Source organism: Bacillus sp. S4 (assembly GCF_040838205.1).
In the GTDB taxonomy this organism is placed as follows: domain Bacteria; phylum Bacillota; class Bacilli; order Bacillales; family Bacillaceae_G; genus Bacillus_A; species Bacillus_A cereus_U.
In genome coordinates this window covers 1-11005 of record NZ_JBFPJI010000108.1, presented here as the reverse complement: position 1 = coordinate 11005, position 11005 = coordinate 1, and the positions used below count along the sequence as shown (strand labels likewise).

The following is an 11005-nucleotide window of genomic DNA, read 5'->3' as shown; positions in this document are numbered from 1 at the left end:
AAGTAATATAATTGAAATTACAAAAATAGTGGATAATGTGGTAATTCCATTAGATACTATCGTAGCAAAAGATCGGGAATTATTTGCACTCGGGCGTAATGAGAAATTTAGTGCGCAAATATTAGAATATTATCTCTATGATACATTTGGAGAGAAGTTAGGCTTACAATGAATCGAACGCGGTACAGATAACTAATTAGTGGAGATTAGGATCCATTTAAGTATCAGTTAATATCATTCATGTTTGACCTTCTATATATTTTATACTACAATCTGTAGTGTGAAAGGGGCCATACGATGTTTACTCAAAACTACAAGTTAAATGAGCAAGGGTTAAATCACTTTTTCGGACCGCTTGAAGCAAAAATAATGGAAATTGTTTGGGCTACTGAGGGTATTACCATTAAAGATGTGCAACAGAAATTAAGTGAAGAATCCTCGGTGAATTTTAATACTGTAATGACAGTTATGAACAGATTAGTAGAGAAAGCACATTTAGAAAAGCATATCGTGAAAAGAAGTGGTATGTATCGTACTACACAAACGAAAGAAGAATTTTTATCTAATCAAACGAAGAAAATGACACAGGAATTAATGGGGGAATTTGGAGATCTTGTTGTGAACCATATGATAGATGAGTTAGAACAAGCTGATCCATCTTTAATAAAAAAATTAGAAGAGAAATTAAGTCAGCTAAAAAAAGAGGACCGATAAAATGAAGTGGCAAATGCGTAAAATCGTTTTGTTAGCAGTGACTATTAGTGTTCTTTTTTTAAGTATGTTAGTATACTACGTCACATACCCATTTCTTTTTCAAAATAAAGCACTTTTTCTTTCACAATTTTGTTTATTTGAATTGCAACAACATATGCGAGAACTGTCAACACTCCGCATTATGATAGCCGGATTACTGTTATTTACTGTAATCATTATAAGTAAAAGAATTTGGAAGCAGTTTTTTTATAGTAAAAAATTGAAAAGAAATCTCGTGTCTATTACTAGAAAAGGAAAGCAAGTGTACGTATTATCAACGTTACAGATTACGGCATTTACAATTGGATTATTTCGACCGAAAATTGTCATTTCAGAAGGAATGTTTCAGGCGTTTTCAGAGGAAGAAATTGATGCGATTGTATTACATGAGGAATATCATCAAAAAAATCGAGATCCATTAAAGTTATTTTTCTTTACATTGTTAGCTGAAGGAATGATGTATATTCCTATATTAAAAGGAATGCTGCAGCGTTATCATGTGTATCAGGAGCTATCAGCTGATAAATATGCGATGCAAAAAATGAAATCTTCATTTGAGCTAGGTAGTGCATTATTAAAGTTAATTAAAATAAAGACGATGGAAAATCAATGTATTACAGCTTCGTTTGCGAAAACTGCAATTAATTTACGAATTGAGCAAGTGTTGAATGAGAAAGTTGTTAAGCTGAATATACCAGTACATACGAATTCAGTATATGTAACGTTAGGGCTATTTTGTATGTCGATTGTACTTATTGTCGGAGAGTGCATATAGCCTCTTTTTTTTTACAGTTAACACTACGTTTTGTAGTGTGTTTAGGAGGAATAAAATGAATGCGGCGGATTTAACAATTTGGCTAGTAGTAGGGGCGGGGATACTTTCTTTTATATCACCATGTTCTTTACCGCTATATCCATCTTATTTATCATATATTACAGGTGTTTCTATTCAAGATTTAAAAGAAAATCGTGGAATTATGCAAAAGTCAGCGATTATACATACAGTATTTTTTATGATCGGTTTCTCGGTTATTTTTTATGCATTAGGTTTATCAGTAAGCTGGATTGGGATCACTTTTTCATCTAATCAAAGGCTGATTCAGCAAATTGGTGGGATATTTATTATTTTGATGGGGCTATTTATGACTGGAGTGATTCAGCCTAAGTGGCTTATGGCAGAGAAAAAAGTACAATATAGAAGTAAATCGACAGGATATATTCGCTCAGTTTTGGTCGGCATGACATATGCAGCAGGATGGACACCGTGTGTTGGACCTATATTTTCTGCAGTGCTTATGCTCGGTGCGACCAATCCTGAAAGTGCGCTTCTGTATATTACAGCGTACACCCTTGGATTTGCAGTTCCGTTTTTCGTGATGGCATTTTTTATCGGAAAGGTAAAATGGATTGTTACATATGCCAATGTCATGATGAAAATTGGCGGTGGAATGATGATACTAACAGGGGTTTTATTATATACAAATCAAATGACGAAAATTACAGCATTCTTTATTCGTATATTTGGTGGATTTACAGGATTTTAGAAATGAGGAGGAAGAAAAGTGAAGAAACTAATTGCTATTATACTGGCCGGGGCACTAATTTGGGCAGGGGTTAATTTTTATAATACAAAGAAAGAAGAAAAAGAAAGAAAAGCGAAACAAGCGGAGTTACAAGAAAAAGAAGTATTGCCACAAGTGGGATTTAAAGCACCAAACATAACATTAAAAGGATTGGACGGGAAGCTGTATTCGTTAAATGATGCAAAGGGAAAACCATATGTTATTAATTTTTGGGCATCGTGGTGTGGCCCATGTGAAATGGAGGCTCCTGACTTAGTTCGTTTGTATGATAAGTATAAAAAGGATGTTGAAATCTTTGCGGTAAATGCAACAATCGGGGATCCAGTACAAGAAGCGAGCGCATTCGCAGATCGCCACGGATTTAAATTTCCAGTTCTATTAGATATGGACGGAGTAGCTGGATTAGATTATAAAGTATTCTCTTTACCAACGACATTTTTTGTTAATAAAGATGGAATTATTGTAGATCAGGCACGAGGTGTATTACCTCCAGATCAATTAGAAGAGAAGTTTAAGAAAATAATTGAGAATTAAGAGGGGATTTCATAGTGATGGAGTGGATGGTGAGGTTACAACCCGTTTCTCTTATAATAGGAAGTCTATTTGGATTTACTCTGATGAAACTAAGGATGAAAAAGCAAAATATTCAATATGAAAAAATGATGGATGCAGTAACGAATGGTCTTCTCATCATTGTATTAGTATGGAAATTCGCACCGGCAATTTTAAATCCAGTATGGGCCATTGGGGCGCCGGTGCAAGCATTATTAGCTGTAGGAAGTATTCAACATATTATAGTAGGTTTTATTATGGCTAGTATATACATTGTTTGGAAAAGTAAAAAAGAGCAATTTTCTCTTCGAATTTTACTTGATACATTGCCCTTTGGATTGTGTGTGAGTATTATCTTTTATTTTCTATTCCATCAAGAAGTAGGTATACAAACGACACTCCCATGGGGGATGAAAATATATGAATCAAAATTTTTGTATCATCCTATTTTCATGTATGAGATTATACTCGCACTCGGTATAATTGGCTCGTTATGGATTAAAAATGAAAGAGTAGGGAATGGAAAGAATATAAGCTTTTTTCTCATTTGCGAGGGAATTGCTCATATCATTATTTCGCTTATGAGTGAACAAAATTCAGTTCTATTTGGTCTTTCAATACAGCAAATACTCAGTTTTTTTGTTATTAGTTTAGGGATTTTGTTAGTACCAAAAAAATAAAAATAACCATGTACGGAGAGCATCCATGCATGGTTATTTTTTTATCATCACATGAATTAAAAAATTGGCGGAGTAACAGAGAATAAAACAATCGCATTTTTCTCGAATTGATTTACCCATTTATGTTTTAAATAAGCTGGTATTTTTACGCTATCACCAGTTTCTAATGTGTATTCTTCTTCATTTAAGTGCAATGTGATTTTCCCGTCTAATACAAATGCTAATTCTTCTCCTTTATGTTCTAGAACATTTTCTGATGAAGCAGTATTCGGTGGGATAGTCATAATTGCTGTTGCTAAATTTCCTGTGAAATCAGGTGATAACAATTCATATGATAAATTATCGATAATCATTTTTTTTCTTTTATTAGAACGTACGATTAAATCGTCTGTATTAGTTTCTTCAAGTAAAAAACTAAATGTTGGAACATCAAGAGCTTTTGCGAGTACCTTTAATGTTTGAATGGATGGGTTAGCAGAACCATGTTCAATTTGACTAAGCATTGATGGTGTGATTTCGGCCATCTTTGCTAGTTCTTTACTAGTTAATCCTTTTTCTTTTCTTTGTTTTTCAATTTTTTTACCGATATCTATATTTTCCATAATAAATGCTCCTTAATAATTATTAAATTATATTTAAGTAAATTAAATTAAAATTAACTGAAACTGAATTTTATGTTAAACTATATTAAAATTAATTTAATTATAATTTATTATTTGGCTAGCTACAAGAATATGAGGAGGAAGAGAAATGAAGGGGATAGAGGCATTAAAAGAGCGATACCCACTATTAAACAACCTTATTGCAACGGAAGAAGTATTTTGGATGAATCCGAATACAGAAAAGTATGAAACGGCAATAAAAGGTTCGCCGCTTAATGAAGAAAATGTAAAAGATGCGGAAGAGAGATTAAAGCGCTTCGCACCATATATTGCGAAAGTTTTTCCTGAAACGAAAGAAACGAGCGGAATTATAGAATCTCCTTTAGTAAAAATACCTTCTATGAAACAATCTTTAGAGAAAAATTACGAGCAACCTATATGGGGAGAATTATTATTAAAGTGTGATAGTCATCTTCCGATATCAGGATCAATAAAGGCAAGAGGCGGAATATACGAAGTGTTGAAACATGCAGAGCAATTAGCATGGCAGCATGGAATGTTAACAGAGAAAGATGATTATTCAATTTTAGATAGTGATAGATTTAGAGGTTTTTTCGCGAAGTATTCAATTGCAGTAGGTTCGACAGGAAACTTAGGACTGAGCATTGGGATTATGAGTGCAAAACTAGGATTTAATGTAACTGTTCATATGTCAGCAGATGCGAAACAATGGAAAAAAGATTTATTAAGAAGTAAAGGTGTAAATGTTATTGAATATGAAGCGGATTATAGTAAAGCAGTAGAAGAAGGAAGACTGCAAGCAGATGCAGATCCTAGCTGCTATTTTGTTGATGATGAAAACTCACATGATTTATTTTTAGGATACGCAGTAGCAGCGTCGCGTTTACAAAAACAATTAGAAGAGTTAGAGATTGCAGTAGATGAAGAACACCCTTTATTCGTTTATCTTCCGTGCGGAGTCGGTGGTGGGCCTGGCGGAGTAGCATTCGGCTTAAAGTTATTGTATAAAGACAATGTGCATTGTTTCTTTGCTGAGCCTACGCACTCTCCGTGTATGCTACTCGGCTTAATGACTGGACTTCATGATAAAATTGCCGTTCAAGATATCGGGATTGATAATGTAACAGATGCGGATGGACTTGCGGTAGGAAGACCCTCTGGATTTGTCGGTAAAACGATGGAACCATTTTTGAGTGGAAATTACACAGTAAGTGATGAAGAGTTATATAGATTATTAAAAGAACTGGCTGATACTGAAAATGTTTATTTAGAGCCTTCTGCGTTAGCAGGTATGGTAGGGCCATTGAATGTATGTAAAGCTGAAAATGAGTATTTACAAAAATATAGGTTAACAGAAAAGGTGAAGAATGGTACTCATATTGTGTGGGGAACTGGCGGTAGTATGGTTCCAGAAGACGTGATGAGTGGTTATTATAAAAAAGGTTCGGAATTAACGAAAGCAGAGTAAGGAAGAATGAGGCGATTTAAAGCCTCATTTTTTCATGTACATAAAAATCTTTGTTATTTTCACATTAGTTCTTTATAGTATAGTTATAAAGGATTATTCATATCGATTAAATATAATAAAAAAGCGTTATTTTACATAATAAGAGGATGTGTGTATACGATGTCATTACAGACAAAATATATAGCGGGTATTTCGCTTGGGGTTATGGGCGTAGGTTTTGCGGCTTCGATCCCTTTTCAAGGAACGGTAGCTGGGGAGATTATTCAAGGGGGATTTGAAGCGGGGTTAGTTGGTGGACTTGCGGATTGGTTTGCGGTTACAGCTTTATTCCGTCATCCGTTGGGAATCCCAATTCCGCATACAGCATTATTACCTAAAAATCGTAAGCGGGTAACAAAGGGGCTCGTTTCTACGTTAGAAAATGAATGGCTGACGAAAGAAAGTATTACAAGTAAAGTAAAAGAAATGCAGCTAGCACAAATGGTACTGGAAATTGCTGAGAAAGAGTTACAGTCTGACGCTGTGAAAAAAGGAATTGTAACAATTGCTGAGAAAGCGATTCTTCAAATAGATACAGAAAAATTAGCTGTTATTATTGAAAAAGAATTAAAAACGTATTTGCATACAATTAATACAAGTAACATATTACAAGTGCTTGTTGATCAATTAGTTGTGCAAGAATATGATGAAAAAACACTTGATTACATATTAATAAAGGTGAAAGATTGGACAGCTCAAGATGAAGCACGTTATCAGCTCGGAAGCCTAGGAATGAAGGCGATGGAAAACATAAAAGTAGATGGGTTTTTACAGTTTACTTTGAAATCATTTATGAATATTGTAGATGAAGATAAAATTGGAGGCATTTTGCAAAAGTTTATTATTAGCAATATTAACAGCTTGCAAGATGCTGATAATAGCACAAGACAACTTATATTAGCGAAGATTCGTCAAGAAATTATAAATGTAAAAGAAAATGAATCTTTATTACAGGAATTAGAGAATTGGAAAGAAAAATGGATTACCAATTGGGATGCTACTGACAAAATAAAAGAGATGCTAGAGCAAGTACAGAGTAGGGCAGTTACTTTTGTGAAGAATGAAGAATTTGCCGATAAATATGTTGTTCCATTCTTACAAACACAAATGAATAAAATAAAAGCAGACGAACTGATTGTTCAAAAAATAGAAGATTGGTTACAAAAACAAGTTGTTACTATTGTTGAAAAGAATCATTCGAAAATTGGAAAGCTTGTGCAAGAAAACCTTGATAAATTAGATGATAAAACATTAATCGAAATGATTGAAAATAATGTCGGTAAAGATTTGCAGTGGATTCGTGTGAACGGGGCTGTTTGTGGTTTTATGATTGGATTAGTTTTAGAAGGAATAAAAGCGATTATATGAGAAAAACCTTCCACAATTGTGGAAGGTTTCTTATTTTTCGATAACACTCATATTTATATTATAAGCTTTCTCGATATTTAATTTGTACGTCCCATTTCCTGTTTTTATCGAGTTTTTATACCAATGTTCTTGCCCGTTTAATTCTGGATTTTCTTCTGAAGAATTATTTTCTTTTTTCGTTAAATCTTCTACTTGTTCCCAAGGTGTGTTCCCGTGAGTTTCTTTTTTGTTTGTTATGGCGATTAAAGATACATCACTTTCTTTTACTAAATGAACAGATACATTTGAACTTTCTTGTACAAACCAATTATTTTGTAATTGACCTGGATAAAGAGATAGTTCGTTATTTGAAGCGCGGATCTCTACATTTTTATTTTGCGGAAGAACGAGTGTTTGTTTCACCTGTGGTGTTGAGTTAAATAACGTATGCTGAACCGGTAATGATTTTAAAGTTATATACATCGTTTCTCCAGCTGTTTGAACTGAAAGGAAATCCTCTTGTTTTAAATTGAGTTTTTCATTTGCTTTCGTCGTCATTTCATATGTTCCAAGAAGATGAACTTGATTTGTGTTGTTTCCTTCTATTGTTAGAGGGTGATGCCCCGCATCCACTACGATTTTTTTGATAGATTCAGGTATATCAAGTTGTCCGTCTGGAATATTACTCGTTTGCCTAGTTGTGTTAATAGAATGACGAACTTCTTCTAGTAATCCAGTTGATAATAAACAGTAAAAAGCAATTCCAACACTTCCTAAAACTCCGATAAAGAAAATACTAAAAATATCATATTTAATAAATGATTGTTCCTTCTTAGAAAATAGAAGGTATAGTAAAATTTCAGCGCCAAGTATGATAAGTAAAACAGGCCACCATGCTGTTAATGTATCCAATACTTGAGTGCCTTTCATAACTGAAAATAGTAAGAAACAACCTAATGTAATAATGGAAAGCCCCATTGAGAATGTTCCAACGCGCCATGTTCTCATTCGTTTGTACCACCTTTGTTTTCTTTATTTCCAAGTAACAATTTAAAGCCGCCACCAATTAAAAGGAGAGCAACGATAGATGTTTGGAAATAGCGATAATATAGTTCGCTAAGATGAATATTAAATATAGTTACAAAATAATCATTCAAAATAGGAAGGACTGTTTGATCTAATAAATAATAACCACCGAGTGTAATTAAACCAATACCGATCCATCTTTGATGATTGATAAAATAGTCAATGATAGGTTCGTCATTTACACGTTCTTTTCCGGATTTTGCAGTTTGCTGTAACGCATCAAAAAAGCTATAGAACCAAATGATTGGTACTAAAAATAAAAACGCAGAAAGTCTTAATAAGTCGAGCAAATAAATAGATAGTAAAAAGGCTGCCATAAGCTGAAGACCACGGCGCTGTAAGCCTAAATACATATGTCCTGCTCCAGGAAACATTGCTAAAATGGAAGCGAATGTTTTATTTTTCTTTCCTTGTTCTCGGTGCTCTTCAAACTCTTCGAAAATAGTACGGTCATCTAGTTGCTCTCCGCGTTCTTTTTTCTGTAGTTGTTGAACAACATCAAAGAAGTTATAAATCCATAAAACAGGTAGCGTAATAAGGAAGATAAGGAAACTTTCTTGAGATGTTAAGAGTGCAACGAATATAATCATACTTCCTATTCCTGTACAAGCTACTAAAAATGTAAGTCCTCGCTGCATAAGTCCTAATTGGAAATGGCCAAGTCCAGGGATAATTGATAGGAGAATGATATAAAATCGTTCGCTCTCTTTAGAGGACTCTGTAAATTCTCCGGCTGCTTGTTTTTTCGATTGATTAATAATAGTGATAACTAAATCTAATAAATTGATTACCCATAACACGACTAGTAAAAATAGAGAAAGAAAAGCAATATCACGCGCTCCTAATGCTATTGTACAAAATGCTGCAAAGATAAATAGAAATAAAGCCCCTCCGCTATATAAAATAAATCGTCCAAATTTCTTTAAATATAAATGTCCAAGCCCAGGAATTAGCCCTAATACAAGTGCTAAAAAGGGATTTTTATTCATGCTTTGAACCTCCGTCCTTTTTTGATGTGTCTACCGATTTGTTTACAATTTGTTGTGAGATAGAAGACTCGTTATGTTTTGAGGATTTCTCGAAATTTGATGTCGCTGTGAAAATATACTGGAATAAACCACTTACCATAAAAATAATTGTAGCCGCAGTCGCAATTATGTAGTGAATAATCGTGCGCTTTAGTGAGTTTGTTTTTATATTTTCATTAGGCTGTAACGTTTCAAAATTAATTTGCGTCATAACTTCGTTCGTAAATGAATCATCATTTATCATTGGAAGGTTTTCATGTTGTTCATCAATACTTTCCATATAAAGTGCTAAACAATGATCACATTCATAAAGATGTTCTTCCATAGATTCACGTTCATTGTTTGATATAACATCTAATGTATAATTGCGCCAATCTTCTTTTGAATAATGCATCATAGAAACTCTTCCTCCTTCCAATGTTTTTTAATCCATTTTCTTGCCCGATACAGTTTCATTTCGACCGTTTTCACTTCGATGTTTTCCTGAAAAGCAATTTCTTGATAACTTTTTTCTTCTAAGTAATGTGCGAGAACGACGTCACGATAATTGTCGGGAAGTTCTCTCAGTTTTTGAGCAATGAGCAATTTTTGCTCTTTCGTCAATAATAAAGCCTCAATATTATGAGAGGATCTTATATTTTCCGCAGTTTCTTTACATAAGGAGAGTTCTTCGTTTTCTCTAGCTTTTTTTCTCTTATAATCAATAGCGTGATTGGTGGCAATACGTGCCATCCACGTTTTTAATCCGCGAAATTGATAATTTGGGAGAGAGGCGTGAATTTTTACGAATACTTCTTGTGTAACATCTTTAGCATCTTCTTCATGTCTTAAAATGGAAAAGATAACTTGAAAAATATAATGACGATATGTTTGTACAAGGATACGAAAAGCATGTTCGCTTCCTTGCTGTGCTTTTGCAACTAATTGTTTTTCCTCAATCGGTCTCTCCCTCCTTTTTGACGCATTCTATTATATAGACGTAAGAAATGATAAGTCACCCTACACATGTTATAAAAAAAGAATAATATATTTTTAGCAGGAGGGCTATATGAAAAAGGTGTGAAAAAATGGTAAAGAGAAGTATATAATGAGCAAAGAGGAAATGCTACATGGAGAAAGGATGTGAATGTTAGTAGGATAAGGTCCATACTAACAAACATGAAAATTAAAATATTAATAGCCGATGATAATTCTTTTATTAGAGAAGGTATGAAAATTATTTTAAATACATATGAAGAGTTTGAAGTATTAGATACCGTAAATGATGGAAAAGAAGCGGTAGCGTATTGTAAAAAGCATGAAGTTGATATTGCGCTTTTAGATGTTCGTATGCCAAACATGAACGGGGTAGAGGCGACGAAGTTAATTTGTGAAGAGACAAAAACGAAGCCTCTCATTTTAACGACATTTGATGATGATGAATATATTTTGGACGCAGTAAAAAACGGAGCGAAAGGTTATTTATTAAAAAATAATGATCCGGAGCGTATTCGTGATGCGATAAAAGGAGTTTATAACGGTCAAACTGTTATGCAAGATGTAGTGCTTGATAAAATTAAGTCTAATTTAATGGAAAGTAAAGAGGAAGAATCTAAAATTGATAAGAGCCTTTTCACAGAAAGAGAGCTTAGTATTATCGCATTAATTGCGAAAGGTTTCTCAAATAAAGAAATTTCGAAGCAACTTTTCATATCTGAAGGAACGATTGCAAATTATATTACATCAGTTTTAGGGAAAACTGGACTAGAACATCGCACGCAAATTGCGATTTATTACTTAACAGGGAAAGTAGATTAATGTTATGGAATTTTGGTTAACTGTAAGTAAACTTATTGTCTTTTTATAT

General features: G+C 33.6%; 14 protein-coding genes. 9 read left to right on the top strand and 5 right to left on the bottom strand.

The window, feature by feature from the left end; genetic code table 11:
- The 6 genes from AB3X48_RS12545 to AB3X48_RS12520 form a co-directional block, all read left to right on the top strand.
- A partial coding sequence (locus AB3X48_RS12545; protein ID WP_367959607.1) for a DUF3942 family protein occupies positions 1-172 on the top strand: 172 nt, incomplete at its 5' end.
- Between the two features lie 125 nt (positions 173-297).
- Positions 298-714: a BlaI/MecI/CopY family transcriptional regulator gene (locus AB3X48_RS12540; protein WP_002202481.1), complete on the top strand. Its 417-nt coding sequence runs from the start codon at positions 298-300 to the stop codon at positions 712-714.
- Position 715: 1 nt separating this feature from the next.
- Positions 716-1528 carry a M56 family metallopeptidase gene (locus AB3X48_RS12535; protein ID WP_088098918.1) on the top strand — a complete coding sequence of 271 codons (813 nt, stop codon included), beginning with the start codon at positions 716-718 and terminating at the stop codon, positions 1526-1528.
- A 55-nt stretch (positions 1529-1583) separates the two neighbouring features.
- The gene (gene ccdA / locus AB3X48_RS12530) at positions 1584-2297 is read left to right on the top strand and encodes a cytochrome c-type biogenesis protein CcdA (protein ID WP_002202478.1); all 714 of its coding nucleotides are present in this window, start codon (positions 1584-1586) and stop codon (positions 2295-2297) included.
- Positions 2298-2315: 18 nt separating this feature from the next.
- Positions 2316-2870, top strand: coding sequence for a TlpA family protein disulfide reductase (locus AB3X48_RS12525; protein ID WP_002200976.1), 555 nt, complete (start codon positions 2316-2318; stop codon positions 2868-2870).
- 14 nt (positions 2871-2884) lie between these two features.
- Entirely contained in the window at positions 2885-3568 is a 684-nt protein-coding gene (locus AB3X48_RS12520; RefSeq protein WP_133059482.1) for a prolipoprotein diacylglyceryl transferase family protein, read from the top strand.
- Positions 3569-3624: 56 nt separating this feature from the next.
- Here the strand turns inward: AB3X48_RS12520 and AB3X48_RS12515 are convergent, their stop codons facing one another.
- A complete protein-coding gene (locus AB3X48_RS12515; protein WP_002158420.1) occupies positions 3625-4170 on the bottom strand; it encodes a helix-turn-helix domain-containing protein in 546 nt (181 codons plus the stop codon).
- Between the two features lie 148 nt (positions 4171-4318).
- On the opposite strand from AB3X48_RS12515, the gene dsdA reads away from it, so the two are divergent.
- Both dsdA and AB3X48_RS12505 read left to right on the top strand, forming a co-directional pair.
- Entirely contained in the window at positions 4319-5659 is a 1341-nt protein-coding gene (gene dsdA, locus AB3X48_RS12510; RefSeq protein WP_002200974.1) for a D-serine ammonia-lyase, read from the top strand.
- 159 nt (positions 5660-5818) lie between these two features.
- Positions 5819-7066, top strand: coding sequence for a DUF445 domain-containing protein (locus AB3X48_RS12505; protein ID WP_016104460.1), 1248 nt, complete (start codon positions 5819-5821; stop codon positions 7064-7066).
- 30 nt (positions 7067-7096) lie between these two features.
- Here the strand turns inward: AB3X48_RS12505 and exsE are convergent, their stop codons facing one another.
- From exsE to AB3X48_RS12485, 4 genes are read right to left on the bottom strand one after another with little or no spacing between them, the layout of a single operon-like run.
- The gene (exsE, locus tag AB3X48_RS12500) at positions 7097-8053 is read right to left on the bottom strand and encodes an exosporium protein ExsE (protein ID WP_002166003.1); all 957 of its coding nucleotides are present in this window, start codon (positions 8051-8053) and stop codon (positions 7097-7099) included.
- A complete protein-coding gene (locus AB3X48_RS12495) occupies positions 8050-9120 on the bottom strand; it encodes a hypothetical protein (protein ID WP_016104461.1) in 1071 nt (356 codons plus the stop codon). Before AB3X48_RS12495 ends, exsE begins: the two co-directional genes overlap by 4 nt.
- Positions 9113-9556: a hypothetical protein gene (locus AB3X48_RS12490; RefSeq protein ID WP_002126705.1), complete on the bottom strand. Its 444-nt coding sequence runs from the start codon at positions 9554-9556 to the stop codon at positions 9113-9115. Before AB3X48_RS12490 ends, AB3X48_RS12495 begins: the two co-directional genes overlap by 8 nt.
- Positions 9553-9993: an RNA polymerase sigma factor gene (locus AB3X48_RS12485; RefSeq protein WP_229183425.1), complete on the bottom strand. Its 441-nt coding sequence runs from the start codon at positions 9991-9993 to the stop codon at positions 9553-9555. The genes AB3X48_RS12490 and AB3X48_RS12485 overlap by 4 nt, the downstream gene beginning before the upstream one ends.
- Positions 9994-10317: 324 nt before the next feature.
- On the opposite strand from AB3X48_RS12485, the gene AB3X48_RS12480 reads away from it, so the two are divergent.
- Positions 10318-10956 (top strand): response regulator transcription factor, encoded by a 639-nt coding sequence (locus tag AB3X48_RS12480; RefSeq protein WP_002064723.1) that lies wholly within the window; start codon positions 10318-10320, stop codon positions 10954-10956.
- Positions 10957-11005 lie beyond the last annotated feature (49 nt).

Excerpts from the sequence above, each read along its gene's own strand:
- AB3X48_RS12495 (WP_016104461.1), bottom strand. The coding sequence starts at position 9,120 with ATGAATAAAAATCCCTTTTTAGCACTTGTATTAGGGCTAATTCCTGGG.
- ccdA (WP_002202478.1), top strand. The coding sequence starts at position 1,584 with ATGAATGCGGCGGATTTAACAATTTGGCTAGTAGTAGGGGCGGGGATA.
- AB3X48_RS12480 (WP_002064723.1), top strand. The coding sequence starts at position 10,318 with ATGAAAATTAAAATATTAATAGCCGATGATAATTCTTTTATTAGAGAA.
- dsdA (WP_002200974.1), top strand. The coding sequence starts at position 4,319 with ATGAAGGGGATAGAGGCATTAAAAGAGCGATACCCACTATTAAACAAC.
- exsE (WP_002166003.1), bottom strand. The coding sequence starts at position 8,053 with ATGAGAACATGGCGCGTTGGAACATTCTCAATGGGGCTTTCCATTATT.
- AB3X48_RS12540 (WP_002202481.1), top strand. The coding sequence starts at position 298 with ATGTTTACTCAAAACTACAAGTTAAATGAGCAAGGGTTAAATCACTTT.
- AB3X48_RS12505 (WP_016104460.1), top strand. The coding sequence starts at position 5,819 with ATGTCATTACAGACAAAATATATAGCGGGTATTTCGCTTGGGGTTATG.
- AB3X48_RS12515 (WP_002158420.1), bottom strand. The coding sequence starts at position 4,170 with ATGGAAAATATAGATATCGGTAAAAAAATTGAAAAACAAAGAAAAGAA.
- AB3X48_RS12535 (WP_088098918.1), top strand. The coding sequence starts at position 716 with ATGAAGTGGCAAATGCGTAAAATCGTTTTGTTAGCAGTGACTATTAGT.
- AB3X48_RS12490 (WP_002126705.1), bottom strand. The coding sequence starts at position 9,556 with ATGATGCATTATTCAAAAGAAGATTGGCGCAATTATACATTAGATGTT.